Here is a 23,366-nt window from a genome sequence, read left to right as displayed (position 1 = left end):
GAGCAGCGGCAGTCCCAGGGCCTCGGACAGGCGTTCGGTCTCGGTGGTGCCGTAGGCCAGGGCCACCGGCAGCACGCCGGCCTCGACGAGGCCGTCGATCAGTGCGCGGGCGGTGGCGGCGTCTGGCAGCTGCGACAGCCCGCCGAAGTCGATCACGACCGCGGCGCGGGCAAACAGCCTGGGCGCGCGCTGGACGCGCTGGCGCATCTCGTCGACGAGGCGGGCGACGTCGAGGGAGCGGATGCGCAGATTGGCAATGCCGACCTGGCCGATCTTGAGTTCGCCGGCCTGCTCGTAGTCCATCGCCGCTGCGCTCATCGACCGGTGCCCGTCATGCGGGGCGGGCTGGCCAGGTGCGCGCGCGTGCGCACCCACGGTGCGTCGGGCAGCTCGCCGCCGTAGGTGTCGCGCACCCAGGCATAGCTGCACAGGGGCTTCATGAGCATCGCCGCGCGGACGTTGACGACGGGCATGACGTGCTGGCCGATCTCGCGGAAGCCGAAGCTGCCGTGGAAGAGCAGGGCGGGGTCGTGCCCGCCCTCCAGGAACACCTCGCAGGCCATCTGCGGGTAGCGCAGCTCGGCATAGCTCTGGGCGTCGGCGTACAGGGCGCGGCCGACACCGCCGCCGCGGCGCCGGCTGGCGACGACGATGCGGTCGATATAGAAGAAATCGGCGTGGCGTTCCCGGAACCAGTTGAAATTGCTGCTCTCGTGCTCGGCGCGGCTGCCCACGCCGATCATGAAGCCGGCCAGGGTGTCGTCGCGCAGGGCGACGCGGAAATACTCGGCGGTATCGAAGAAACGGCGGACCCTCGCCGCGTCCAGCGGCAGGATGGCGGGGCCGGCGGCGTTGTTGAGGGCAAGGACGGAATCCAGCTCGTGCTCGTGCACGTCGCGGACGACGATCGACATTCCTGACTCCATGTGGTTCCTGGCCGGGGGCGTGGGGCGCACCGGCAATGCGGGATTATCGCATGGCCCGGGCAGCACGGCGACTGCAACGGCGCCCCCGCGGGGCGTCCCGCCATGACTTTCGGGCGGCCCTGCACCCCCTCAATGCCGTTAGCATGCGGGAATGCTGACCCATCTGAACCATTCCCGACTGCTCCGCTATGCCGGCCTGTTCACCTGGGTCGTGGTGGGCGTGCCGCTGCTGTACCTCTATTCATGGTCGTGGCTGCTGGAGGCCGGCGGCGTGGAGTCGGGCGTGGCAGCGGCGTTCGCGGCGATGCCCTGGGCGGCCATCGGGGCCTATGCGCTGTTCGGCGCCAGCTATGCCTGGCTGACCCGGGAACTGGGCGGCCGCCAGGTCCGCTGGGTCGACCAGCTTTTCCTGCTGGTGCTGACGGCCAGCGCGGTCGGGGTCAGCTATTTCACCGAGACCGGCCTGGGCAGCATCCTGTTGATGGTCACCGCCAGCGTGCTCCCGTGGATGCTCCCGCTCCGGGTGGGGGTGGCCTGGCTGGTCCTGAGCCAGCTGATCATCGTCCCGGTCTACATCCGGCTGGACCTGCCGGTCTTCGAGGCGGTGATGCAGTCGGTGCTTTACGCGGGGTTCTCGGGCTTCGTCTTCGTCACCAGCCTGGTCGCGCGCCAGCAGTCGCTGGCCCGGGAGGAGCAGCGCCAGCTGAACGCGGAACTGCGTGCCACCCGCGCCCTGCTCGCAGAGAGTGCACGCGTCAACGAGCGCACCCGGATCTCGCGCGAGCTGCACGACCTGCTCGGCCACCACCTGACCGCACTGAGCCTCAACCTGGAGGTCGCCAGCCACCTGTCGGAAGGGCGGGTCAAGGACCACGTGCGCCAGGCCCATACCCTCGCGCGGTTGCTGTTGACCGACGTGCGCGAGGCGGTCAGCCAGCTTCGCGAGGGCGGCGCGATCGACCTGGAATCGGCACTGCGGCCGCTGGCCGAGAACGTGCCGTCGCTGAACATCCAGATGGACATCCAGTCGCCGCTCACAGTGGATGATCCCGAGCGCGCGCATACCCTGCTGCGCAGCACCCAGGAAATCATCACCAACACCGTCCGCCACGCCCATGCCCGCAACCTGTGGATCGAGGCCCGCAGCGAGGATGGCATGATCGTCATGCGGGCCCGCGACGACGGCCGCGGGGCCGATTCGCCGGTGCCCGGCAACGGCCTGCAGGGCATGCGCGAACGCCTGCAGCAACAGGGCGGCGAACTTACGATAGAGACACGACCGCAGGCAGGTTTCTCGCTGCGTCTCGTCTTGCCTGCCACGGTGGCCACGGCCCCCGTCAACGAAGGAGTGGTTGCATGATCCGCGTATTGCTCGTAGACGATCAGACCCTGGTGCGCCAGGGGGTACGTTCCCTGCTCTCGCTGGCGGAAGGCATCGAAGTGGTGGCCGAGGCCGGCGACGGCCGGCAGGCGGTCGAGATGGTCCCGGAAATCCGGCCCGACGTGGTCCTGATGGACATGCGCATGCCGGTGATGTCAGGGCTGGAGGCCCTGCAGGCGCTGGCGCATGCCAACAACCTGCCGCCGACGATCATCCTCACCACCTTCGACGACGACCAGCTCGTGCTGGCGGGACTGAAGGCCGGCGCCAAGGGCTACCTGCTCAAGGATGTGTCGCTGGAACAGCTGGTAGGCGCGATCCAGACGGTGGCCGAGGGCGGGTCGCTGGTCCAGCCCGCGATGACCCAGCGGCTGCTCTCGGGCCTGGAGCACATGCGCAACGACTTCGTCAGCCTCGATCGCCCGGATCCGCTCACCGATCGCGAGACCGAGATCCTGCGCCTGATGGCGGGGGGCTTCTCCAACAAGGAGATCGCCAATTCGCTCGGCGTCGCCGAGGGAACGATCAAGAACCACGTGTCCAACATCCTGTCCAAGCTCGGCGTGCGCGACCGCACCCGCGCGGTGCTCAAGGCGTTCGAGCTGCAACTGGTCTGAACGTCGCGACAGGATGTCCTGCCCGCCGCGGGGCGGCGGGCGTTCGGCCCCTGCGAGGCAATGCCTCGCAATCCAGGGGCGCACACCCTGTCCAAGCTCGGCGTGCGCGACCGCACCCGCGCGGTGCTCAAGGCGTTCGAGCTGCAACTGGTCTGAACGTCGGGACAGGATGGCCTGCCCGCCGCGGGGCGGCGGGCGTTCGGCCCCTGCGAGGCAATGCCTCGCAATCCTGGGGCGCTCACCCTGTCCAAGCTCGGCGTGCGCGACCGCACCCGCGCGGTGCTCAAGGCGTTCGAGCTGCAACTGGTCTGAGCCGGGGGCGGGCCCCGGGCCGCGCGTGGCCGCTGCCCGGCGGACCTGAACCGGGCGCACCGGGAGGCCGGCCGGCATTCCCGCGGGGGCCGCCCCGGGCAAGGACCGGACGGCCTTCCGGGTTCCTGCGAAAGAGTAATGCGCCGGCCCCTTTACCTTTGCTAGGATTGTGGGTCTGCGCCCCGGTTTGGTCCCGGGTCGGTCCTGGAGAATGCTGAATGACCCGTCTGATCGAAATCCTGATTTCCCTTGCCATTGTCGCGGCGCTGTTCCTGACGCTTGGCGTGCTGTTGCCGGATCGCCGCCACCTCGAGGAAAGCGTCGAGACGAACCGCAAGCTGACCATCGTCTACGACACCATCAACAGCCTGCGCCGCTTCGATGACTGGAACGCGCTGGTCCTGCACGATCCTGCGGTCAAGCTCGAACTGTCGGGCCCCGAGTCGGGCGTCGGCGCGCGCCTGGACTACACGTCCGAAGTCGAGGAAATCGGTAGCGGCAGCTGGGAGATCACCGGCAACGAGCCGCTCAAGAGCGTCAGCTATGCCCTGACCAGCAATCCCAAGGGCAACAACCCGTTCCGCGGTCGTGGCGAGAACCAGCGCAGCACCTTCACGCTGACTCCGACCGGCCGCAGCGGTCGCAACACCATGATCAACCAGAGCTACGACGTCGACTACGGCTGGGACCTGCTGGGTCGCTATTCGGGCATGTACGTGGCGAGCAACTTCGGCCAGGACATGAAGCTCAGCCTTTCGCGCCTGACCAACATGCTGTCGACCGTCCCGAACATCGATTACACCGAGTTCGGGCAGGACGATGCCTCCAAGGCGCCGCGTACCGACGATCGCCCGGCCGAGAACCTGCTGGTCGTGACCGCCGCGGTGCCGCGCGAGAACGAGGCCGTCGCCAAGCAGATGAAGGCCAACCTGGAGTGGATCCGCAAGGTGATGGACGCCAACAACCTGGTGGCTGCCGGTCCGCTGCGCATCGTCACCAACGAGTTTGGCTCCGAGAGCTACTCCTTCGACACCGTCATGCCGGTTCGCAAGAAGGGCGGTGCCGACACCGCGGCGAATGAAGCCGAGGACGAGGCGGGCGAGGGCGAAGACGCCAAGCCGGTCGCCGTCGCCAAGCCGACCACCGATGCGCCGAAGCTGGAAGGCATCAAGGTCGAGGGCGAGAACAATCCGGTCGAGGTGGTGTATTCGCCGGCCGGCAAGGTGGTCGCCGTGCCGTTCACCGGTCACATGGCCAACCTGTCCAAGGTGCGCGACGCGCTGCGGGCCTGGGCGCTGACCCGCGGCTACGAGACCGTCGACCGTCCCTACGAGGACTGGAACAACGGCGTCGACAAGGCATTCACCGAGGAAGGCGACTTCGTCGTCTACTGGGGCGTCAAGTAAGCCCGCGGTCCCCGCGATGAACCACGAAGAAGGCGCCGCTCACGCGGCGCCTTTTTTGTTTTCTCCCAACTGGGGGAATGCCGCCTGGCCGATCCGGGCAACCTCGGCCCCGACCCTGCGCCGTCATCCCAGCGAACGCTGGGATCTAGCCTTTGCTTTCCAACTCTCGGTGGATGCGCTTCGCGTACCCGGGCGACGGGGCGAGTCGCCTTTGCGATTGCCTCGCGATCCCACGCCCCTCGTAGGATGGGTAGCGCGAAGCAAAACCCATCGCGCGTCGTAAGTGTAGCTTCGCGACGGTGGGTTTCGCCTTCGGCTCTACCCATCCTACGAGGCCTGGCAGGGCCTACCGGCCCGCGGAAAGCCGGCCATGGTTGCCATCGTGGCCGTCATGCGAATACTGCTGGTCATCCTCAATGCCCGCCCGCGCGACACCTTCAAGAACACGACAATCGCCATCTGGCGAACACAGTTGCTACGGGTATCGGGACCGGTCAGCCGCGACGCTTCGAAGGGAACGCCACGCCCCACGCAATCCGACTCCCCATTCCCCCATTCCCCATTCCCCCGACGGGCGCGCCTGCTAAGGTGCCAGGCCCGTCCAACAGGATCAGAACAGATGCGCGCTGGCCCCGACGCCCTTGCCACCCCCGCGAATACGGTGCAACGCGTGTTGGCCGCGTCGGGTGCCGTGCTCGCTGCGATGTCGGTGGGCCTGGCGGCCTATGCCTCGCATGCCGCCGACGCCGATGCGCGATCCAGCCTGCTGCTGGCGGCGGTCTTCGCGTTCGGACAAGGGCTGGGCCTGGCAGCGCTGGCCCCCACGCGCCGACGCTGGCTTGGCACCGGGGCGATGGCGGCGCTGCTGTTGGGCGTGCTGCTGTTCTCCGGCAGCCTGGCGGGCGGCCAGTTGCTGGGATGGCCCACGCGCCTCGCGCCAACAGGCGGCAGCCTGATGATCCTGGCCTGGCTGGCGCTGGCGATCGACCTGGGACGGCGCTGAGCCATGCCGCGCCATGCCCGCGGCTTCGATACCGCTGATGCACATGCCTGGCTTGCACGCCGCGACCGCCGCCTCGGCACGTGGATGCGACGCATCGGCCCGATCGATGCGGATGCGCGCTGGAAGAAGCGCTTCGATCCGGTCGATGCGCTGGCGCGGGCGATCCTGTTCCAGCAGTTGAGCGGAAAGGCGGCGGCTACCATCGTCGGGCGCGTGGAGACCGCCATCGGCAGCACGCGCCTGCACTGCGAGACGCTGGGGCGCTGCGAAGACGACGTGCTGAGGGCCTGCGGGGTTTCGGGCAACAAGTTGCTGGCGCTGCGCGATCTCGCCCACCGCGAAGGCGCGGGTGAGATCCCCACGCTTCGACAGATGGCCTGGATGGATGACGCTGCCCTGGTGGAGGCCCTGGTCCCCATCCGCGGCATCGGCCGCTGGACGGTGGAGATGATGCTGATGTTCCGCCTTGGGCGTCCCGACGTGCTGCCGGTCGACGACCTGGGCATCCGCAAGGGCCTGCAGCGGGTCGACGGCCTGGAGGCGATGCCGACGCCGCGCGAGCTGGCCGAGCGCGGGGAGCGTTGGGGGCCTTACCGGACGTACGCGAGCCTGTACCTGTGGCGGATCGCCGACGACGCCGGCGCCGCCAAGCCGCGCACCCCGCGGTCGCAGGAGTAGCCCGGCAGCCGTCCACGCGCGGCCCGGGCGTCATTCACCCTTCACGGCATGCGTCCACCCGGGGATCGGGCGCTTTCGCGGCGCCTCCACGCGCCCCATGAGAGCGTGTCCTCCAGCGAAAGATACAGGGACATCCCGATGAGCCGATACAAGCGTGGACTGGTCTTCCGGACCCTCTTCACCCTGGTCCTGATGATCGTGGTGGGGATGGTGGTGGCCAGTCCGTCCAACAAGTGGCGCCTGGAGGTCAGCAGCGATGCCGACAGCGCGGGCGACGTGGTCATCCGCCTCACGCCGGAGGACGGCACGCCCACCGACGTGCGTATCGCGATCCCGGACGACACCGGCGAGAACCACATCGCGAAGCTGATCAGCGACGGCCTCAAGGCCGAGGTGGGCGAGACCTACCATGTCGAGGTAGACGATGGCGAGGACGTCCTGGTGAAGAAGCGCGGCGGGCCGGACTTCGACCTCCAGGTCATCGAGCTGACGGTGAAGGGGACGCGCATCCACGCGCAGCACGAATAGCGGATCGCGACATCGCCCGGCTTGCCGCCGGGCCCTTGGAAGCCCGCTTGCACGCGGGCTTCTGCGCGCCCGGGCGCGCCACGCCCTCAGGCGGTGTCGTCGGGCGAGTAGCGCCAGTGCCACGGCTCGTAGACGATGCCGTGCGGGTTGTCGCGTGGATAGCTCATCTGGAAGCCATGGCGTGCTGCGTTCGCGCCCAGCCAGGCGAACGCCGCGGTGTCCTCGAAGGAGCTCTCCGCCGGCGGCTCGCCCGGCGTGCCGATGTCGAGTGCGAGCCCGGAATGGTGTTCGCTGTACCCGGGCGCGGCGTTGACCTGCAGGATTTCCTCGAGCGCCAGCCCACGCGCGAGCTTCCGTTCGAAGATGCCCAACTGGTAAGCGTGGCTGCGGTAACCCGATATCGCCTCGAGCAGCACGCCATCGCGGTGCGCGGCCGCCCGCATGGCCGCCCAGGCAGGGCCGGCATGGGCGTGCAGCCACAACGGTCGGCGGTAGCGGTCGAACCCGGCGAGCGACAGCCAGGCCGGTTCAGCGACCAGGGCCAGCCCGGTGCGCTCGCCGTAGACATGGTCCAGCCCCAGGGCCTCCAGGCGCGCTTCCAGGCCGGCAAGCGGCAGCGAGGGCACGCGCTCGAGGCCGGCGCGGCGATGGACGGGGACGGTGTCGAGCGCAGCCAGGGCCTCGTCGATGCCGGCTTCGCGCGCCAGGCGCGGCACCAGCGACAGCAGGCCCTCGGGCAGCACCGCGGCCAGGTAGCGCCCGTCGCGCTTGCGTCGCAGCACGTGGCGCGCGCGGGCCAGCACGCGCGCATCGCGGTTGCCGCGCGCGCGCAACAGGCGCGCCGGCCACAGTTCGATGTCGGCGGTGTTGACCAGGATGTCGGCGGTGCGCGGCATGCAGGGAGCTTAGTCCCGATGCGGCGCCTGGGCCAAGCCGCGCAGGCGCGAGAGCAGGGCGTGGGGATCTTCCGGGCTCAGGAGCAGGTAGCGCCCGTCCCGCCGGGGCAGGAGCAGCACGCGATCGCGGCGCGTCAGCAGGCAGAATGCCCGCCGGCGGTTGCGCAACAGGCAATGGCCCGCGGTGAAACCCGGCAGGGACATCCCGAACAGCCGGAGTCCGGGACGGTATTCCAGGTGCTCGTCGAGGTCCAGGATGCGCGCGCGCGCAAGGTCGAGCGCGCTGACCGGGACGCTGTGCGTGAACATCGAAGCGGCCATCACCCGCAGCGCGTCGCCCGCCAGGACGATGCTGCGGTATTGCAGCAGGATGTACGGGCCGACGACCGCCAGCGCGCATGCGAACGGCGCGATCAGCCAGACCGGCACCGGTTGGGTCGTGGCCTGGCCGTGCGGGGCCAGGCAGGCCACCCCCAGCAGGAGGAGCCAGAGGCCCGGTAGGAACCAGCGGGTACGCCCCGCCAGCGGCGCGACGGCGAACGCCTCGCCCTCTCCGGTGTCCCGCGCCGGGGCAACGCCCGGTGTGTCGCCCTGCGCCCGATCCATGGGGTCAGTGCGACTGCAACAGTGCCAGCCCCGCGCCGAGCATCAGCGCCGAGGCGGCCGCCAGCACGAGGACGATCCGGCGGGCATGACGGGGGGAGTGGCGTTCGATCAGTTTGATGATGTGCAGCATCGTGGCTTCCTCGTTCGGGACGGGGCGGTGGTTCGCGCGGCTCACGCGGGCTTCTTGAAGAACAGCCTGAGCGCATGGGTCGACTGGGACTGGATCACCGACACCAGCTCCCAGCCCTGCTGGCCGTGCTTGTCCAGTTCCTGTTGCAACTGCTCGGTCTGGTTGGCGAAGAGCTTGTAGGGGACTTCGGTGACCTTGTGCTGCCAGCGGTTACTCATCGGTGTCTTCCTCGTGGGTGACGGGCCCGGCTTGCCGCGAGGTGGGCGTGGAGCGCGGCAGCCGGCCGGCCTTGCGCAGCGCGTCGCGCAGGACATACTCGATCTGCGCGTTCAGGCTGCGCAGTTCATCGTCGGCCCATCCCTGCGCCGCGGCGAGCACGTCGGCGTTGATGCGCAGGGGGTAGGCTTTCTTCTTCTCGGCCACGGCGCTGCTCAGCTCCGCCCGGTGCCGTCGCCGGCGCCGGCATCGGACGTCGGGCGCGGGCCGGGCAGGTAGTCGCGCCGCGCGGCGCCGGCGGCGCGGAACAGCGCCAAGCCCAGGCCATTGACCACCAGCAGCAGGACGAGCACCACGGCGATCATCCGGCCCTCGTCGTCGCCAGCCACGTACAGGCCCGCGGCGCCCAGGACCAATGCCACGCCGACCAGCGCCAGCAGGCGCGCAAGCCGGCGGGCGACCGCGGCGGGGTCGCGCAGGCGGCGTGCGTCCAGGCCATTCACCCAGTGCAGGTCGCCGTGGCCGATGCGCCAGGCGATGGCGAACATCGGCAGGCTGCCGGCGAACAACAGGGCGGGAACGAGCAGGTCGCGGGCATCCATGGCGGCGTCAGTACAGGGTGCCGGCATTGACGATCGGCTGCGTGCTGCGGTCGCCGCAGAGCACGACCAGCAGATTGCTCACCATGGCCGCCTTGCGCTCCTCGTCGAGCTCGACCACGCCGTTCTTCTGCAGCTCCCCGAGTGCCATCTCGACCATGCCGACGGCACCGGCGACGATGCGGGTGCGCGCGGCGATCACCGCGTTGGCCTGCTGGCGCTGCAGCATGGCGTGGGCGATTTCCGGCGCATAGGCCAGGTGGCTGATGCGGGCCTCGATGACGTCCACGCCGGCTTCGGTCAGGCGCTCGTCGAGGTGGTGCTTGAGGCGATCGGAGATCTCGTTGGGGTGGCTGCGCAGCGAGATCTGGTCGTCGTCGTGCTGGTCGTAGGGATAGCTGGTCGCCATCGCGCGCAGCGCCGCCTCGGACTGGATGTGGACGAAGCTTTCGTAGTCGTCGACGTTGAAGACGGCCTCGGCCGAGTCGACCACGCGCCACACGATCACCGCCGCGATCTCGATCGGGCTGCCGTCGAGTTCGTTGACCTTGAGCTTGCCGCTCTCGAAGTTCCGCACCCGCAGCGAGATCTTGCGCTTGGAGAAGAAGGGGTTGTTCCAGCGCAGGCCGTTGTCCTTGACCGTGCCCACGTACTTGCCGAACAGGCTGAGCACCGCGGACTGGTTGGGCTGCACGGTGTACAGGCCGATCAGGCTGAAGAACGCGAGCAGTGCCAGCACGATCCCGCCGATGACCATCGACAGCGAGGCCGGGCCATTGCCGTCCGCGCGGGCACCGTTGATGAACAACCAGCCGGCGAGCAGCAGCGCGACCAGGACGCCGAGCAGGAAGGGAATGCCGGGGAGTGAACGGACGTCGTTTTCTTTCATGGTGGGACCCTCGGATGGATGCTGGTAATTTGATATCAAAATGATATCAAGTCAAGCGCGATCCGGGCCGGGCCGATGGGCGGCAACACGCGTTCGCGTCCCACGGGCCAGGGCTCCGGGTCTCTCCAGCCGATCAGATGCCTGGCTCAGGGCGTGGGCGGGGTCCCAGCGGCAGGCGCAGGAGGCGACGGTGGCCGTATCCGGAACAACGGGGCGGGGATGAACTCGCCGGTGGCGAGGAGGGCACTACCGTCCGCGCGCCAGCCCATCGCTTCGGCCTGCGGCAACCACGGCAGGGCGGCGATGGCGGGCGGGCGGGCGATGGCGCGGCTCCAGTCTTCCGCGCCCTGGCGCGTGTAGACCATCAGGTCGCGATAGGTCATGACGGCAAGGCGGCGGCCATCGGGGGAGAGATCGGCTGCGGTGACCTGGTGCTCGTAGCGTCGTCGGCGGGGCGCGTCCGCCGGTATGTCGAGCGCCGGTGCCGGCACGCCGGCCAGCGCGCCACGAGCGGCGGCGACCTGCAGGCCGTCGCCCTGGGGGCGCAGGGGCAGGCTGAACAGCTCGGGCGGCGTGCGCTTCTTGGAGACCAGCAGGATCTGGCCACCGTCCGCGTCGACCGCGACCGCCTCGCAGTCGAGCGGACCGTCGGGCCATCGGAAGGCGATCGACCAGGCGGGGGACAGGCGCGCGTTCTCGAGCACCGCCGGCTCCTCGAATACGTGGAGTTGCAGCGTGCGCCGCAGCCCGCCGTTGTCGCCGGTGTCGGCGACCAGCAGGTAGGGCCGGCCGTCCAGTACGAAGGCTGCCATGTCCTCCCAGTCGGTCTTGGTCACGCCTTCGACGGTGAAGGTGGCGATCCTGCCGCCGCTGGCGTCGGTGGCGAACAGGCGCGCGGGGTTGCCGCCGTCGTCGTGCATCCAGAGCACGCCGGGGTGGCGCCGCGATGCCGCCAGGCCACTGATCTCGCTCATCTGCGCGTCGAGAAGCACGCCCTGGACGCCATTGTCGCCCGCGGTCTCCTCCGCGCTGCCGCAGGCCGCCAGCGCGAGCGGCAGGCAGGACGACAGCAGCCACGCGCGCCAGCAGGGGCGCGGACGGTTGCGGCGGTGGCGGGGCCCGGACATGCCGGAAGCATCGCACGGCCCCCGATGGCGCCCAAGGGGGTGGCGGGGACCGGGCGATCGCGTCGACTAGAATGGGCGCCCGACCTCCCGCCACAGGACTTGCCATGACCACCCTCGGCACCCCGCTGTCCCCCCATGCCTTCCGCGTGCTGCTGCTGGGCTCGGGCGAGCTGGGCAAGGAAGTGGCGATCGAGCTGCAGCGTTTCGGCGTCGAGGTGATCGCGGCCGACCGCTATGCGGATGCGCCGGCGATGCAGGTGGCGCATCGCAGCCACGTGCTGGACATGCTCGACGGGCAGGCGATCCGCGACCTGGTGGCCGCCGAACGGCCGCACCTGATCGTGCCGGAGATCGAGGCCATCCATACCGCGACCCTGGTCGAACTGGAGCAGGAATTCGCCGGGCGCGGCAGCGATACCCGTGTCATCCCGACCGCGCGCGCCGCGCGCCTGACGATGGACCGAGAGGGCATCCGCCGCCTGGCCGCCGAAACCCTGGGCCTGCCGACGTCGCCGTACCGTTTCGTCGACACGCCCGACCAATACCGCGACGCCGTCGCCGCGATCGGCCTGCCCTGCGTGGTCAAGCCGGTGATGTCCTCCTCGGGCAAGGGCCAGAGCACGGTGCGCGACGCCGCCGACATCGACGCGGCCTGGGACTACGCCCAGACCGGCGGCCGCGCCGGCGCCGGCCGTTGCATCGTCGAGGGGTTCGTCGACTTTGACTACGAGATCACCCTGCTGACGGTGCGCCACGCCGGTGGCACCGCGTTCTGCGCGCCCGTCGGACACCTGCAGCGCGATGGCGACTACCGCGAGAGCTGGCAGCCGCAGCCGATGTCGCCGCGCGCACTGGAACGTGCCCGCGCGATCGCCCGGGCCATCACCGACGACCTTGGCGGTTGGGGGCTGTTCGGGGTCGAGCTGTTCGTCAAGGGCGACGAGGTCTGGTTCAGCGAAGTCTCGCCGCGACCGCACGACACCGGCCTGGTCACGCTGGCATCGCAGACGGCCAGCGAGTTCGCCCTGCATGCGCGCGCGATCCTCGGTCTTCCCGTCCATGCCGACGCCGACGGCCAGGTGCCACTGGTGGGCCCCACCGCGTCCTGCGCGGTGCTGGCCGAGGGCCACGGCATTCCCGTGTTCGAGGGCGTGGACGCCGCCCTTGCCGCGCCGGGCACGCAGCTGCGCCTGTTCGGCAAGCCCCGGGTCGAGGGGCAGCGCCGCGTCGCGGTCACCCTGGCCCACGGGGAGAACATCGACGCCGCGCGTGCCGTCGCACGCGAAGCCGCCGACCGCCTCGACGTGCGCCTGCGCTGATTCCACCCCTCCGGTACAGTCGACGGCTACAGTGCCTGCCTGCTGCCTGCTGCCTGCTGCCTGCTGCCTGCTGCCTGCTGCCTGCTGCCCGCGCGGCGGCGCGCGGCGACGCAAGGCCAATCCATTTCATTTGCAACCGCGACACCAGGAGGTGCCATGAACGACGTGCAGGGCTACGCCGTGTTCTTTTTCCCCAAGGCGATCGAAGCGCTGGGCGGCGCGATCGAGCCCTACCTGCTCGGCGAGAAGGGCGGCGAACATGTGCTGTGCCGCGAGGTCGACACTGGCGGTGCGTTCACCAAGATGGTGCTCGATGGCCGGACGCCGCAGGGCGCGGCGGTCGAACTGGAACTGATGATCCCCGGCAGCATGGTCAGGATGATCGTTTCGGCGCGCAGCGAGGAGGCCTTCGGCTTCGGCCCCCGCGTGCAGACCGCCTTGCCGGCGCAGGCGATCGTGGCCGACGCACCGGTCCCGGCGGCGCAACCATCGGCGAAAAAGAAGCAGGTGAAGAAGCCCGCGCGCAAGGCCGCCACGCCGGCCGCGACCGGTGGAAAGGCCGCGAAGAAGACCGCGAAGAAGGCCGCGAAGAAGCCGGCGGGCAAGAAGTCGCCCCGCTAGGGTGCGTGCCAGCGGTGCCTAATCGGTGCCGCCCGCCACGTCCACCCATACCAGGCGGTGGTCGCTGGCGCCGACCAGCTCGGCGCCCGGTGCGCCGGTGCGCGGCCAGAACACACCGCTTCCGGTGACCGGCAGGCCGACCGACGGCAGGACGTAGTCCAGGCGCAGGGTGCCGACCCGGGGACCATAGTCGCCCGTGGCGTGGGCGGGCGCGCCGCGGCGCGCGACGTCCGGATACCGCGCCGCCGCCTCCACTGCGCCCTCGCTCCGTGGCGTGGCCATGCGCAGCACGCGTGGATGCTCGAGCAGTTCGACGATCGCGGCGTGGTCGCCATCGCCGTCGACGGGATCGTTGTTGTAGTCGCCCAGGATCACGAAGCGCGCATCGGCCGGCAGGCCGCCGCAGGCGCCCGCGTCGTCGCACAGCCAGGGTGCGTCGCCCCCGATGTACTCGCGCCATAGCCGGATCTCGTCCGCATTGCGCGCACCGTTCCGGTTCTCCGGCCCATCGAAGACCGGTGGCGTCGGATGCGCGGCAAGCACGTGGATGGTGCCCGCCGGCGTGCGCACGGGTACGTCCCAGTGGGACTTCGAAGACAGCCTCAGGCGCGACCAGGCCTCCGCCGGGTACCAGGGCTGGCCCGTGGCCGGGTCGCGTGGCTGGCGGGCATCCGGCATCGCGCTCCACGCCAGCTTGCGGAAGCTGCGCACCCCTGCCTCGTCGATCGGGAAGCGCGACAGCAGCAGCATGCCGTACTGGCCCGGGTGCAGGCCGAAGCCCCAGGCATCATTGCCCCGGCTCCGGCCTTCTCCGCCGACCTCGCCGTCGCGGTCGAGGTCGAGCCCGCTGGGTACACCGGTATTGACCGGAGCGAGGTAGCGGTACGGATAGGCGAGGGCGTCGCCGCCGCCGGCCTGGGCCTCGCCCAGGTAGCGCTGCTGGAACAGGTCCGCGGCGCGATGGGCCGCGTCGAAATCGAATTCGTTCAGCAACACGACGTCGGGGCGCACGCGCTGCAGGACCGCGGCGATGCGACGCGCATCGGGATCACCGCGTTCCAGTCGCGCGACCAGGCCCCCCGCGTCATTGGCGTAGAGCGAGGTGTTGTAGGTGGCGAAGCGCAGGGCGCTGCTCCCATGTCCGGTGGAGGGCCGCGGCGGGTCGCCATGCACGTTGACGCGCACGCAGGCGACCGTTGCCATGAGGGTGATCGCGAGCGCGGCGAGGGCCGCAGCGTGCAGGCTGCCGCCGGGTCTCATGGCATGCCGTCTCGATCGGCCGGGAACGCATGCGCACCCTTGTCGAACGCGCGCCAGCCGTGTCCGTCGAAGCCCTCGAGGGGGTGGAAACGACGCTTGTAATCCATCTTGCCGTGCCCTGCGATCCAATAGCCCAGGTACAGGTGCGTGCGTCGCTCGCGGCGGGCCCACTCGATCTGCTTGAGGATCGCCAGCGTGCCCAGTCCGCGCTCGCCCGCATCCGGGTCGAAGAAGGTATACACCGCCGAAAGTGCGTTCTCGGTGACATCGGTGACGGCGACCGCCAGCAGTCGGCCCGGGCGCGTCGGCCCCGACTCGCGCAGCTCCATGAAGCGCCCCTCGCTCCAGCTGCCCACCAGGAACTGGTCGAACTCCAGCGCCCCATGGCCGTCCATGCCACCGCCGGCGTGGCGCGCACGCAGGTAGCGGCGGTACAGGGCCAACTGCTCCTCCGTGCGCACCGGTTGGCAGATGCGCATTTCGATGTCGGCGTTGCGCTTGAGGCAGCGGCGCTGGCTGCGGTCGGCGCGGAAGGCATCCACTGGGATGCGCACCGCCACGCAGGCGCGGCAGCCGGCGCAGTGCGGCCGGTAGACAATGTCGCCGGAGCGACGGAACCCCCACTCCAGGGCCTGTGGATACCAGGCGGGCAGGCGGGGATCGCGCGGGTCCAGCACCAGGTCGCGCGCGGTGCGTTCAGGCCAGTACCCACAGGCATGCTCGCCCGTGTGGAACAGGCGCATGTCGTTGTCGTCGCGGCCGGAGGAGTTGCCCATGCCGCCAGCATAGCGCCGTGGGCGGCGGCCCTGTCCAGCGCCTGAACCGTCCGGCGTCGGCGTCAACCCGGTCGCCTGCGGGGCGTTTCTTCCTACAACGGCGCCAACGGGCGTCGATGAACCGGAGACAGCCCATGAATCGTTCCCTCCTGCTGGCCGCCATCGCCACCGCGCTCGTGGCCGGTACCGCCATCGCCGCGCCCCAGGCGCCGAAGGACGGCCCCGATGCGTCCCGCGGCATGGTCCGCCTGGACAGCAATGGCGACGGCGCGATCGACCGCGCCGAGGCGGCGGCTTCGCCCCGCCTGGCCAGTCGTTTCGACCGCGTGGACCGCAACGGCGACGGCCGCATCACCGCGGACGAGCGGCCGGCGCGCATGCATCGCCGCGGCGGCCGGGGAGGTGGCCTGGAGCGCATCGTCGCGCTTGACGCCAACGCCGACGGTCGCATCAGCAAGGTCGAGGCCGGTACCGACTCGCCGCTTGGCAAGCGCTTCGACGACATCGATGCCAACCGCGACGGCTACATCGTGCGCGCCGAGCTTCGAGCCTCGCACGAGAAGATGCGCGCCGAGTTCCAGGCCCGCGCCGCCGAACGCCACAAGGAACGCTTCGCCGGGGCGGACGGCAACAAGGACGGTCGCCTGAGCAAGGCCGAGGTCGAGGCCGGCATGCCGCGCCTGGCCAAGGCTTTCGCCTTCCTGGACGAAAACCGCGATGGTTACCTCAGCGCCGAAGAGGCCAGGCCCGAGCGCGGGATGGTGTCGGGCCACCACCGCGGCCGCCATGGGGCCGGTGGCGATCGCGCCACGCGCTGAGTCAAGTTTGGATGCTCCTGTGGGGGAGCCCTGCAGGTACCCTCGGGTACCTGCTTTTTTTCGCGCATGCGCGCTCCTTGCGGCGAAGGCGCGGGTCGCGTCCTGACCGACCCGGGGCGCTGTCTGCGGGTGGGCGGGTTTCAGATCGGGAAGTCGCTTGATCTCACCACGGCAATCGCGATGACGGCCGTCGCCAGCAGCGAGCTGTAGAGCACGGCGGTTCGTCCCAGGGTGTATTCGTAGCAGCGACGCCGGCGCTGGTTCACCGGGTAGGCCAGGATCGGGTCCATGATCCGCGGCAGCAGCACCAGGTACTGGTAGTTGATCAGGCCCATGCCGGCCAGGAAGACGATCGGGAGCGACCACCACTGCGGCACCAGCGTGAACGCCAGCACCATCGCGCCGCCCCACGCCGCCCCGGTGACGGTATTGAGGCGCATGAAGCGCAGCACCTGCTGGCGCTCGCCGGGGGTTTGCGCCAGCCGCAGCAGGTACCACAGCGTCGCCGCGGCACCGACCAGTCCGCCCAGCCCGCCCAGCGCCGCCATTGCGACCGTGTCGGCATCCAGCAAGGCGGCGTTGGCGACCACCGCCATCGCGCTACCGGCGACGCCACCGGACACACTGCTGCCGGCGATCGCGCCGCTGCCCAGCTTGCCCAGGCCACCGCCCACGAGACCGCTGCCGATGACTGCGGCGGCGCTCACGGCGGGCGAGGCGATGGCCAGGCTGCCGACCACGACCGCGGTGAAGGCGGCGCCCGGCGCGCTGCCGCGGGCGAATTCGCCGAAGCGGTCGAGCATTTCGGCACGGACCAGTTCGCGCGCCCGCGACAGGCGCTTGCGCACGGCGGCGTCGCTCAGGCCAAGCAGGGCGGCGACCTGCTTCGAACGCTGGCCCTCGCGATAGAACAGCAGCAGGGTCTCGCGGCTGTCCTCGGGGAGGCTGGAGATGATGTCGGCGGCCGCCTGCTCCTCTTCGGTCCGCAACAGGCGCTCGGCGGGCGAGGGCGAGGGGTCGGCGGCCATGTTGATCGCCACCTCCGCGCCGGAGCCCGTCATCGGGCGGGTACGGGTGGCGCGCAGGTAGTCGCGGGCGAGATTGCGGGTGATCTGCCGCAGCCAGGGCAGGAAGCTGGCCTGGTTCTTCAACGTGTCCAGGCCTTGCCAGGCCTTCAGGAAGGCTTCCTGGGCGATGTCCTCGCTCGTGGCCACGTCGCGGACGATCGCCAGGGCGATGGCGGTGATCGAGTTCTGGCAGGCGCCGACGATGCGGGCATAGGCCTCGCCGTCGCCGCGCCGGGCGGCGGGCAGGTGGTGTTCAACCAGCTGGTCGATGTCGAAATCGGCGGCGATGGCGTTCATGGGGTTCTCCGGTTCGATGCGCCAAGGCCGCGCATCCTGGTCCCAAGACGAAGCGCGGCGGAAAACGTGACGGTGCCGCCGCCCGGCCCCGGCGTGGCCTCAGATCGACGCGCCGCGCAACACCTTCACGACCTGCCAGCGGCCCTCGATGCGCCGCACCTCAAGCGTCCTGTAGGTCGCGAACAGGCGATGGTGGTACGCGGTGTACTCCACCTCGCCGGCGTCGGCGGCGTGCGCGCGGAAGCGCCCGACGTCGACCAGCATCGCCGGCCGGCCGCTCGCCCGGTGGCGGCTGCCGGGGTCCTCGTCGGCGAAGCGCTCGCAGTTCGACGACGACACCAGCTGGACGCCCGTGTCGCCCAGGCGCGCCTGCACCGCCTCGATGAGCGGCGCGGGTGCATCGTGGCCGTCGACCGACATGCAGGCGATGTCGAGCCGGACCCCGCCCAGCTCGTGCACGAATACGGCCTCGGCGATCGCCGTGAGGGTGGGCTGGATGCTGCCGTCGAAGGGCTCGCGCGCTTCCTGCCGCTCGGGCAATGGCTGCGGAATCGTCGGCGTGCTGACCGCGGGGCCGGTGGCCTGGGGACGGTTGCGGATCATGTGCACGGTGAGTGCGCCCGCGGCGATGAGCAGCACCACGAGCATGGCGTACTTGATGCGGACCACACGGCGCTGACGCGCATCGCCCCCTGCCGTCGTCGCTTCCGGTTCGCGGAAGTTCGCCACGAAGCTGTCGCGCTGGCGGGTGGAGTCGATCAGCCCCGCCTCGCGGAGGATCTCGCGGGCACGGACCTGGTCGCTGGACTGCACCACCCAGACGGCCGCCTTCGGCCCGCTGCTGTCGCGGTAGCTGAAGTTGCCGCGACGATTGCCGCGGTACGAGCGGCCATCGGTGATGCGGACCTCGATGCCGGCCTCGGCCAGCAACCGGGCGACGGCTTCGACGTTCTCAACGCGGGGACTGCTGAATACCTGGCGCATGTTCAGTGCTTCGCCGGAACGTGCAGCGCGGCCGCCGCGTCCTCGACCACGCGGATCAGGCCTTCCTGCGCGGTGCTGGCCACCAGGCGGCCCTCGCGATCGAAGATCTGGCCGCGGGCAAGGCCGCGGCCGGCCTGCGCGCTGGGGCTGTCGATCGAGTACAGCAGCCAGTCGTCGGCCCGGAACGGACGATGGAACCACAGCGCGTGGTCGAGCGAGGCCATCTGCACGTTGGGCTGGTAGTAGCTGATGCCGTGCGGGAAAGTGGCCGTGCCGAGCAGGTGGAAGTCCGAGGCGTAGGCGAGCAGCGCGCGGTGCAGTTCGGGCGCGTCGTCGACCTTTTCCGCCAGGCGGAACCACACCTGCTGGTAAGGCGGGCGCTTGGGCGGCTGCAGCTCGTCGCGCGGATAGACGTGGCGGAACTCGAACGGGCCGCCGCGCGAGAGCCAGCGCTGGATCTTGGTCGGCAGCGTCTTCATCACCTCGTCGGGTACCGCCGGGGCCGGGGCGATGTCCTCGGGCTTGGGGACCTCGGGCATCGACAACTGGTGCGCGGCGCCGTCTTCGTGCTTCTGGAACGAGGCGGCGAGGAAGAAGATCGGCTGGCCATGCTGGATCGCGGTGACCCGGCGCACCGAAAAACTGCCGCCGTCGCGGGTGCGATCGACCTGGTAGACGATCGGCGCGCGGATGTCCCCCGCCTTCAGGAAATAGGCGTGCAGCGAGTGCGCGGCGCGCGGGTCCTGCATCGTCGCCTGCGCGGCCGACAGGGCCTGGCCCAGTACCTGGCCACCGAACACGTACTTGGTGCCGATGTCACGGCTCTGGCCACGGAACAGGTTGTCCTCGAGGCGCTCCAGCGACAGCAGTTCGATCAGTTCGGAAACGGCAGAGCTCATGCGCGGGCGTCGGCGGTCAGGGCGGGCCAGTATAGCCGGCGACCTGCGCGCACCCTGCACGGTGCGACAGGGCCCGGCGGCGCGCCCGCCCCGCCCGCGATCAGGCCAGTCGCTGCAGTCCGCAGGTGGCCAGTACGGACTTCCAGGGGAACAGTGGGCCCGGGTCGCGCTTGCGTCGCACGCGCCTGCCGGGATCGTCGCGGGCCTCGACCTCGGTCGTGTCCAGGTCCTCGTGGCCAGCGATCCAGGCCAGTCCCGGGAGCTGCCCGCGCAGGGATTCCAGGAGTCCCAGCAGGGCGGCGACCTGCACCTCGCCGTAGGGCTCGTCCATCGCCTGGTGCTCCGCGTCCAGCCAGCGCGGCCAGCGCCCGGTGTTGACCAGTTCGATGCCGATCGAGCGGGCGTTGTGGCCGCGCGTGTGGTGGGCGACGCGGTCGATGTCGACGTACTGGTGCACGCTGCCGTCGCGATCGATGTAGAAGTGCCCGCTGTTGCCGGTGCCACTGCCGGCGTAATGGACCTGCTCGCCGAACTCGCGCGCGGTCGCCAGGTCGGGCAGTTCCGTGCAGTGGATCACCACGAGGTCGATCGCGGCCCGGTCCCGGGCCTGAAGCCGGGCCTCGTAGGGCAGGGGCGAGTGGACGATCGGCGGGGCGGGCATGGCCCGGATGCTACCATTCGCCACCGTCCCCGCCGCGCGCGGTCGCGCCGCCGGTCCAGCCACGAGCCCCGCATGAAACTGCCCCCCGCCGATTCCCCACTGGGCCAGCTGATGGCCCGACTGCCCCGGTCCGGTCGGGTCGAATGGATCGGCCTGCGCCCGGCCCGCGACGTGCCGATGGACGCCGTCGAAGAGGCCCGCGCGGTCGCGGGCGCCGGCCTGGTCGGCGACCGCTACGCCGGCGGCAGCGGCAAGCGCGGCCTGACCCTCATCCAGGCCGAACACCTGCCCGCGATCGCCTCGCTGGCCGGACACGACGCCGTGTCGCCGGCCACCCTGCGCCGCAACCTGGTGGTCTCCGGGATCCCGCTGGTCGCATTGAAGGGACGCCGCTTCCGCATCGGCGACGCCGTGCTGGAAGGCACCGAACCCTGCGATCCGTGTTCGCGCATGGAAGACGCGCTGGGCGCGGGCGGCTACAACGCCATGCGCGGCATGGGCGGGCTGTGCGCGCGCATCGTCGAAGGCGGCGCGCTGCGCCTGGGCGACGCCGTCGAGGCACTGCCGGCGGACGCCGCGGCCACCGTGGGCGAGGGCAGCTGAACATGCGCGGACACTGCATCCTGTCGCACGGCTTCGAGAGCGGCCCGGACGCGACCAAGGTCACCGCGCTTGCCGAGGCGGCCGAACACCTGGGCTGGACCCATGATCGCCCCGATTACACCGACCTGGACGCCCGCCGCGACGTCAGCGAACTGGGCGACGTGGCTGCCCGCCTGCAGCGCCTGATCGGCCTGGCGCATGCGGCCGCGGCGCGCGGACCGCTGGTACTGGCGGGCTCGAGCCTCGGCGCCTGGATATCCGGGCGCGCGTCGACGCTGTTGCCCGTCGCCGGGCTGTTCCTGATGGCGCCGCCGGTGCAGATGGGCCACGCGCCGCGACTGGAAGCCGCCGACGTGCCGATCTCGATCGTCCATGGCTGGCATGACGAGCTGATCCCCGCCAGCGACGTGTTCGCATGGGCGCAGACGCGGCACGCGCGCCTGCTGCTGGTCGACGACAGCCATCGCCTGGCCTCGCACGTGGACGCGAGCGCGGAGGCCTTCGCCGCGCTGCTGGCGTCGCTGGGCCGGTCCCGGCGCGCATGAACGACGTCTCCGCGCCCGCGCGCTTTTTCGCCAGTTGCGGCAAGGGGCTGGAATACCTGCTGGCCGACGAGCTGGCCGCCCTCGGCTGCGAGAGCGCCAAGGCCACCGTCGCCGGGGTCAATGCCGTCGGCCGCCTGGTCGATGCGCAGCGGGCCGTGCTGTGGTCGCGCCTGGCCAGCCGCGTGCTGTGGCCCCTGCTGGAGTTCGACTGCCCCGACGAAGCGGCGCTGTACGCGGGCGCGCGCTCGATCGACTGGACCGAGCACCTCGAGCCGGGGCACAGCCTCGCCGTGGACGCGCATGTGTCGGGCGATGCCATCACCCATGAGCGCTACGCGGCGCAACGGGTCAAGGACGCCGTCGTCGACGTGATGCGAGAGGCCAGCGGGCAGCGTCCGGACGTCGACCTCGATGCGCCCGACCTTCGGCTCAACCTCGTCATCCGCAAGGGGCGGGCGATCCTCTCGGTCGACCTCGGCGGCGGCCCGTTGCACCGCCGCGGCTGGCGCCAGCACCAGGGCGAAGCACCGCTGAAGGAGACCCTGGCCGCCGCCGTGCTCCTGCGCGGGCAATGGCCACGGATCCATGCCGAGGGCGGCGCGCTGCTCGACCCGATGTGCGGCAGCGGCACCCTGGTGATCGAAGGCGCGCTGATGGCGGCCGACGCCGCGCCCGGGCTGTCGCGTTACGGGGCGATGCGACCGACGCGGTGGCGGGGCTTTGATATCGACGCGTGGAAGCGCCTGGTCGACGAGGCGCGCCAGCGCGAGGCCGCCGGCATGAACGCATTGCGCCCCTGTTTCTTCGGCAGCGACAGCGATCCGGCGGCGATCCGCGCCGCGCGCGACAACGCCTCGCTCGCCGGCCTGACCGGGATGATCGCCTGGGACCACGCCGACATCGAGCGCCTGCCCGCGCATCCGGCGGCGAGAGGGCTGGTGGTCTGCAACCCGCCCTACGATGCGCGCCTGGCGGCCGATCCTTCGCTTTATCGCGCGTTGGGCGACGCGCTGCGCCGTGCCGTGCCGGCCTGGCGCGCGAGCCTGCTCTGCGGCGACGCCGAACTGGCACGCGCCACCGGCCTGCGCGCGGCGAAGGTCTACCAGCTGTTCAACGGCGCGATCGAGTGCAGCCTGATCGCGGTCGATCCGGTGGCGCCGCCGCAGCGCGTCGTCGAATCCCGGCCGGAGCTGGACGAGGGTGCGCGGATGGTGGCCAACCGCCTGCGCCGCAACCTGCGCAAGCTCAAGGCCTGGCGACGGCAGGAGAGCATCACCTGCTTCCGCGCCTACGATGCCGACCTGCCCGAGTACGCCGCCGCGATCGACGTCTACGAGACCGATGAGTCGCCGTCGCGCACCTTCCTGCACGTCCAGGAATACGCCGCGCCGGCGACGATCCCCGAGGCCGACCAGCGCCGCCGTCGCAACGAGCTGATGGCCGCCGCGCGCGAGGTCTTCGAGGTCCCGCGCGAGCAGTTGGCGCTCAAGACGCGTGCACGTGGCAAGGGCGGCAGCAAGTACGGCACCTTCGACACGCGCGGCGAGTTCCTCCCGGTGCGCGAGGGCGAGGCGCGTCTGCGCGTCAACCTGTTCGACTACCTCGACACCGGACTGTTCCTCGACCACCGCCCCCTGCGCATGCGCCTGTTCGAGGAGGCCGATGACACGCGGTTCCTGAACCTGTTCGGCTACACCGGCGCGGCCACCGTGCAGGCCGCGGTGGGCGGTGCGCGCGCGACCACCACCGTCGATCTCTCCGCGACCTACCTGCAGTGGTGCGCCGACAACCTGGCCGCCAACGGCATCGGCGGCCGCCTGCACCAGCTGGTCCAGGCCGACGTGATGGAGTGGCTCGAGGCCACCAGCGGCGAGTACGACCTGGTGTTCTGCGATCCGCCCACGTTCTCCAACTCCAAGCGCGCCCAGGACTTCGACATCCAGGCCGAGCACGTCCGCCTGCTGCGTGGAGTGGTCACGCACCTCGCGCCGGACGGCGTGGCGTACTTCTCGAACAATTTCCGCCGCTTCCGCATGGACGAGGCGGCGGTCGCGGCCTTCGCGGACTGCGAAGAAATCAGCCCCGAGACGCTACCACCCGATTTCGCCCGCAACAGCCGCATCCATCGCTGCTGGCGGCTCAGGCGTCGCTGAGGGCGCTTTCGGCTCTGCCCATGCCGGGGCGCTGGCATCGAAGCCCGGG

27 protein-coding genes and 3 pseudogenes are annotated in these 23,366 nt (G+C 70.5%); 14 read left to right on the top strand and 16 right to left on the bottom strand.

Annotated features, from left to right (window positions below; translation table 11 throughout):
- Both minC and FKV25_RS14150 read right to left on the bottom strand, forming a co-directional pair.
- Nucleotides 1-318: pseudogene (gene minC, locus FKV25_RS14155) on the bottom strand (septum site-determining protein MinC); the annotation flags it as partial.
- Nucleotides 315-914, bottom strand: a complete 600-nt coding sequence (locus tag FKV25_RS14150; RefSeq protein WP_141519435.1) for a GNAT family N-acetyltransferase — start codon at nt 912-914, stop codon at nt 315-317. The pseudogene minC and the gene FKV25_RS14150, both read right to left, overlap by 4 nt.
- 163 nt (nt 915-1,077) lie before the next feature.
- Here FKV25_RS14150 and FKV25_RS14145 point away from each other — a divergent pair, with 163 nt between their 5' ends.
- The 8 genes and pseudogenes from FKV25_RS14145 to FKV25_RS14110 all read left to right on the top strand — a co-directional run bounded on the left by FKV25_RS14145 (nt 1,078) and on the right by FKV25_RS14110 (nt 6,851).
- The gene (locus FKV25_RS14145) at nt 1,078-2,286 is read left to right on the top strand and encodes a sensor histidine kinase (protein WP_141519434.1); all 1,209 of its coding nucleotides are present in this window, start codon (nt 1,078-1,080) and stop codon (nt 2,284-2,286) included.
- Complete coding sequence (locus tag FKV25_RS14140; RefSeq protein WP_141519433.1) at nt 2,283-2,924, top strand: response regulator; 642 nt, start codon at nt 2,283-2,285, stop codon at nt 2,922-2,924. The genes FKV25_RS14145 and FKV25_RS14140 overlap by 4 nt, the downstream gene beginning before the upstream one ends.
- Nucleotides 2,925-3,008: 84 nt before the next feature.
- Nucleotides 3,009-3,080, top strand: a pseudogene (locus FKV25_RS14135) (DNA-binding response regulator); the annotation flags it as partial.
- A gap of 374 nt (nt 3,081-3,454) precedes the next feature.
- Entirely contained in the window at nt 3,455-4,642 is a 1,188-nt protein-coding gene (locus FKV25_RS14125; RefSeq protein ID WP_141519432.1) for a polyketide cyclase, read from the top strand.
- Nucleotides 4,643-4,979: 337 nt separating this feature from the next.
- Nucleotides 4,980-5,075: pseudogene (locus FKV25_RS16525) on the top strand (IS110 family transposase); the annotation flags it as partial.
- A 186-nt stretch (nt 5,076-5,261) separates the two neighbouring features.
- Entirely contained in the window at nt 5,262-5,645 is a 384-nt protein-coding gene (locus tag FKV25_RS14120; protein ID WP_141519431.1) for a DUF423 domain-containing protein, read from the top strand.
- A 3-nt stretch (nt 5,646-5,648) separates the two neighbouring features.
- Nucleotides 5,649-6,323, top strand: a complete 675-nt coding sequence (locus tag FKV25_RS14115; RefSeq protein WP_141519430.1) for a DNA-3-methyladenine glycosylase family protein — start codon at nt 5,649-5,651, stop codon at nt 6,321-6,323.
- A gap of 138 nt (nt 6,324-6,461) precedes the next feature.
- Complete coding sequence (locus FKV25_RS14110) at nt 6,462-6,851, top strand: hypothetical protein (protein ID WP_141519429.1); 390 nt, start codon at nt 6,462-6,464, stop codon at nt 6,849-6,851.
- Between the two features lie 86 nt (nt 6,852-6,937).
- Here the strand turns inward: FKV25_RS14110 and FKV25_RS14105 are convergent, their stop codons facing one another.
- The 8 genes from FKV25_RS14105 to FKV25_RS14075 form a co-directional block, all read right to left on the bottom strand.
- Nucleotides 6,938-7,747: a M15 family metallopeptidase gene (locus FKV25_RS14105; protein WP_141519428.1), complete on the bottom strand. Its 810-nt coding sequence runs from the start codon at nt 7,745-7,747 to the stop codon at nt 6,938-6,940.
- Nucleotides 7,748-7,756: 9 nt separating this feature from the next.
- The gene (locus FKV25_RS14100; protein WP_141519427.1) at nt 7,757-8,353 is read right to left on the bottom strand and encodes a PH domain-containing protein; all 597 of its coding nucleotides are present in this window, start codon (nt 8,351-8,353) and stop codon (nt 7,757-7,759) included.
- A 4-nt stretch (nt 8,354-8,357) separates the two neighbouring features.
- A complete protein-coding gene (locus tag FKV25_RS16590) occupies nt 8,358-8,483 on the bottom strand; it encodes a hypothetical protein (RefSeq protein WP_281286244.1) in 126 nt (41 codons plus the stop codon).
- Between the two features lie 41 nt (nt 8,484-8,524).
- Complete coding sequence (locus tag FKV25_RS14095) at nt 8,525-8,701, bottom strand: DUF4177 domain-containing protein (protein WP_141519426.1); 177 nt, start codon at nt 8,699-8,701, stop codon at nt 8,525-8,527.
- Nucleotides 8,694-8,906, bottom strand: coding sequence for a type II toxin-antitoxin system antitoxin (locus FKV25_RS14090; protein WP_141519425.1), 213 nt, complete (start codon nt 8,904-8,906; stop codon nt 8,694-8,696). The genes FKV25_RS14095 and FKV25_RS14090 overlap by 8 nt, the downstream gene beginning before the upstream one ends.
- 8 nt (nt 8,907-8,914) lie before the next feature.
- A complete protein-coding gene (locus FKV25_RS14085; protein ID WP_141519424.1) occupies nt 8,915-9,301 on the bottom strand; it encodes a hypothetical protein in 387 nt (128 codons plus the stop codon).
- 7 nt (nt 9,302-9,308) lie between these two features.
- Entirely contained in the window at nt 9,309-10,187 is an 879-nt protein-coding gene (locus FKV25_RS14080) for an SPFH domain-containing protein (protein WP_141519423.1), read from the bottom strand.
- A 146-nt stretch (nt 10,188-10,333) separates the two neighbouring features.
- Entirely contained in the window at nt 10,334-11,314 is a 981-nt protein-coding gene (locus tag FKV25_RS14075; RefSeq protein WP_141519422.1) for a hypothetical protein, read from the bottom strand.
- A 104-nt stretch (nt 11,315-11,418) separates the two neighbouring features.
- On the opposite strand from FKV25_RS14075, the gene purT reads away from it, so the two are divergent.
- Nucleotides 11,419-12,633, top strand: a complete 1,215-nt coding sequence (gene purT, locus FKV25_RS14070; protein ID WP_141519421.1) for a formate-dependent phosphoribosylglycinamide formyltransferase — start codon at nt 11,419-11,421, stop codon at nt 12,631-12,633.
- A 156-nt stretch (nt 12,634-12,789) separates the two neighbouring features.
- Nucleotides 12,790-13,254 (top strand): hypothetical protein, encoded by a 465-nt coding sequence (locus tag FKV25_RS16290; RefSeq protein ID WP_170218652.1) that lies wholly within the window; start codon nt 12,790-12,792, stop codon nt 13,252-13,254.
- An 18-nt stretch (nt 13,255-13,272) separates the two neighbouring features.
- Here the strand turns inward: FKV25_RS16290 and FKV25_RS14060 are convergent, their stop codons facing one another.
- Together FKV25_RS14060 and FKV25_RS14055 are read right to left on the bottom strand one after the other, a co-directional pair.
- Nucleotides 13,273-14,514: an endonuclease/exonuclease/phosphatase family protein gene (locus FKV25_RS14060; RefSeq protein WP_246072101.1), complete on the bottom strand. Its 1,242-nt coding sequence runs from the start codon at nt 14,512-14,514 to the stop codon at nt 13,273-13,275.
- Complete coding sequence (locus FKV25_RS14055) at nt 14,511-15,290, bottom strand: arginyltransferase (RefSeq protein ID WP_141519420.1); 780 nt, start codon at nt 15,288-15,290, stop codon at nt 14,511-14,513. Before FKV25_RS14055 ends, FKV25_RS14060 begins: the two co-directional genes overlap by 4 nt.
- Nucleotides 15,291-15,424: 134 nt before the next feature.
- Here FKV25_RS14055 and FKV25_RS14050 point away from each other — a divergent pair, with 134 nt between their 5' ends.
- Nucleotides 15,425-16,108, top strand: coding sequence for an EF-hand domain-containing protein (locus FKV25_RS14050; protein ID WP_170218651.1), 684 nt, complete (start codon nt 15,425-15,427; stop codon nt 16,106-16,108).
- Between the two features lie 140 nt (nt 16,109-16,248).
- Here the strand turns inward: FKV25_RS14050 and FKV25_RS14045 are convergent, their stop codons facing one another.
- The 4 genes from FKV25_RS14045 to FKV25_RS14030 all read right to left on the bottom strand — a co-directional run bounded on the left by FKV25_RS14045 (nt 16,249) and on the right by FKV25_RS14030 (nt 20,016).
- Entirely contained in the window at nt 16,249-17,472 is a 1,224-nt protein-coding gene (locus tag FKV25_RS14045) for an RNA polymerase sigma factor (protein WP_141519418.1), read from the bottom strand.
- Nucleotides 17,473-17,571: 99 nt separating this feature from the next.
- A complete protein-coding gene (locus FKV25_RS14040) occupies nt 17,572-18,456 on the bottom strand; it encodes a hypothetical protein (protein ID WP_141519417.1) in 885 nt (294 codons plus the stop codon).
- Nucleotides 18,457-18,458: 2 nt separating this feature from the next.
- The gene (gene tesB, locus FKV25_RS14035) at nt 18,459-19,355 is read right to left on the bottom strand and encodes an acyl-CoA thioesterase II (protein ID WP_141519416.1); all 897 of its coding nucleotides are present in this window, start codon (nt 19,353-19,355) and stop codon (nt 18,459-18,461) included.
- Between the two features lie 100 nt (nt 19,356-19,455).
- On the bottom strand, nt 19,456-20,016 hold the full coding sequence (locus FKV25_RS14030; RefSeq protein WP_141519415.1) for an N-acetylmuramoyl-L-alanine amidase: 561 nt from the start codon (nt 20,014-20,016) through the stop codon (nt 19,456-19,458).
- A 72-nt stretch (nt 20,017-20,088) separates the two neighbouring features.
- On the opposite strand from FKV25_RS14030, the gene FKV25_RS14025 reads away from it, so the two are divergent.
- Genes FKV25_RS14025 through rlmKL form a run of 3 tightly spaced genes read left to right on the top strand, consistent with a single transcriptional unit; the run spans nt 20,089 to nt 23,317 of the window.
- Nucleotides 20,089-20,619: an MOSC domain-containing protein gene (locus FKV25_RS14025; protein ID WP_141519414.1), complete on the top strand. Its 531-nt coding sequence runs from the start codon at nt 20,089-20,091 to the stop codon at nt 20,617-20,619.
- A gap of 2 nt (nt 20,620-20,621) precedes the next feature.
- Nucleotides 20,622-21,164, top strand: a complete 543-nt coding sequence (locus FKV25_RS14020; RefSeq protein WP_141519413.1) for an alpha/beta hydrolase — start codon at nt 20,622-20,624, stop codon at nt 21,162-21,164.
- Nucleotides 21,161-23,317, top strand: coding sequence for a bifunctional 23S rRNA (guanine(2069)-N(7))-methyltransferase RlmK/23S rRNA (guanine(2445)-N(2))-methyltransferase RlmL (gene rlmKL, locus FKV25_RS14015; protein ID WP_141519412.1), 2,157 nt, complete (start codon nt 21,161-21,163; stop codon nt 23,315-23,317). The genes FKV25_RS14020 and rlmKL overlap by 4 nt, the downstream gene beginning before the upstream one ends.
- Nucleotides 23,318-23,366: the final 49 nt, after the last annotated feature.

This window comes from Marilutibacter aestuarii, from assembly GCF_006546775.1.
GTDB classification, from domain to species: Bacteria; Pseudomonadota; Gammaproteobacteria; order Xanthomonadales; family Xanthomonadaceae; genus Marilutibacter; species Marilutibacter aestuarii.
The sequence above is the reverse complement of the archived record's forward strand: the minus strand, read 5'-3'. Positions and strand labels throughout refer to the sequence as shown.

Coding starts and splice junctions, on each gene's coding strand:
- FKV25_RS14060 (WP_246072101.1), bottom strand. CDS start 14,514: ATGAGACCCGGCGGCAGCCTGCACGCTGCGGCCCTCGCCGCGCTCGCG.
- FKV25_RS14050 (WP_170218651.1), top strand. CDS start 15,425: ATGAATCGTTCCCTCCTGCTGGCCGCCATCGCCACCGCGCTCGTGGCC.
- FKV25_RS14150 (WP_141519435.1), bottom strand. CDS start 914: ATGTCGATCGTCGTCCGCGACGTGCACGAGCACGAGCTGGATTCCGTC.
- FKV25_RS14120 (WP_141519431.1), top strand. CDS start 5,262: ATGCGCGCTGGCCCCGACGCCCTTGCCACCCCCGCGAATACGGTGCAA.
- FKV25_RS14100 (WP_141519427.1), bottom strand. CDS start 8,353: ATGGATCGGGCGCAGGGCGACACACCGGGCGTTGCCCCGGCGCGGGAC.
- FKV25_RS14045 (WP_141519418.1), bottom strand. CDS start 17,472: ATGAACGCCATCGCCGCCGATTTCGACATCGACCAGCTGGTTGAACAC.
- tesB (WP_141519416.1), bottom strand. CDS start 19,355: ATGAGCTCTGCCGTTTCCGAACTGATCGAACTGCTGTCGCTGGAGCGC.
- FKV25_RS14140 (WP_141519433.1), top strand. CDS start 2,283: ATGATCCGCGTATTGCTCGTAGACGATCAGACCCTGGTGCGCCAGGGG.
- FKV25_RS14080 (WP_141519423.1), bottom strand. CDS start 10,187: ATGAAAGAAAACGACGTCCGTTCACTCCCCGGCATTCCCTTCCTGCTC.
- FKV25_RS14110 (WP_141519429.1), top strand. CDS start 6,462: ATGAGCCGATACAAGCGTGGACTGGTCTTCCGGACCCTCTTCACCCTG.
- FKV25_RS14095 (WP_141519426.1), bottom strand. CDS start 8,701: ATGAGTAACCGCTGGCAGCACAAGGTCACCGAAGTCCCCTACAAGCTC.
- FKV25_RS14020 (WP_141519413.1), top strand. CDS start 20,622: ATGCGCGGACACTGCATCCTGTCGCACGGCTTCGAGAGCGGCCCGGAC.
- FKV25_RS14125 (WP_141519432.1), top strand. CDS start 3,455: ATGACCCGTCTGATCGAAATCCTGATTTCCCTTGCCATTGTCGCGGCG.
- FKV25_RS14085 (WP_141519424.1), bottom strand. CDS start 9,301: ATGGATGCCCGCGACCTGCTCGTTCCCGCCCTGTTGTTCGCCGGCAGC.
- FKV25_RS14115 (WP_141519430.1), top strand. CDS start 5,649: ATGCCGCGCCATGCCCGCGGCTTCGATACCGCTGATGCACATGCCTGG.
- FKV25_RS14145 (WP_141519434.1), top strand. CDS start 1,078: ATGCTGACCCATCTGAACCATTCCCGACTGCTCCGCTATGCCGGCCTG.
- FKV25_RS14030 (WP_141519415.1), bottom strand. CDS start 20,016: ATGCCCGCCCCGCCGATCGTCCACTCGCCCCTGCCCTACGAGGCCCGG.
- FKV25_RS14040 (WP_141519417.1), bottom strand. CDS start 18,456: ATGCGCCAGGTATTCAGCAGTCCCCGCGTTGAGAACGTCGAAGCCGTC.
- FKV25_RS14075 (WP_141519422.1), bottom strand. CDS start 11,314: ATGTCCGGGCCCCGCCACCGCCGCAACCGTCCGCGCCCCTGCTGGCGC.
- rlmKL (WP_141519412.1), top strand. CDS start 21,161: ATGAACGACGTCTCCGCGCCCGCGCGCTTTTTCGCCAGTTGCGGCAAG.
- purT (WP_141519421.1), top strand. CDS start 11,419: ATGACCACCCTCGGCACCCCGCTGTCCCCCCATGCCTTCCGCGTGCTG.
- FKV25_RS14055 (WP_141519420.1), bottom strand. CDS start 15,290: ATGGGCAACTCCTCCGGCCGCGACGACAACGACATGCGCCTGTTCCAC.
- FKV25_RS14025 (WP_141519414.1), top strand. CDS start 20,089: ATGAAACTGCCCCCCGCCGATTCCCCACTGGGCCAGCTGATGGCCCGA.
- FKV25_RS14105 (WP_141519428.1), bottom strand. CDS start 7,747: ATGCCGCGCACCGCCGACATCCTGGTCAACACCGCCGACATCGAACTG.
- FKV25_RS16290 (WP_170218652.1), top strand. CDS start 12,790: ATGAACGACGTGCAGGGCTACGCCGTGTTCTTTTTCCCCAAGGCGATC.
- FKV25_RS16590 (WP_281286244.1), bottom strand. CDS start 8,483: ATGCTGCACATCATCAAACTGATCGAACGCCACTCCCCCCGTCATGCC.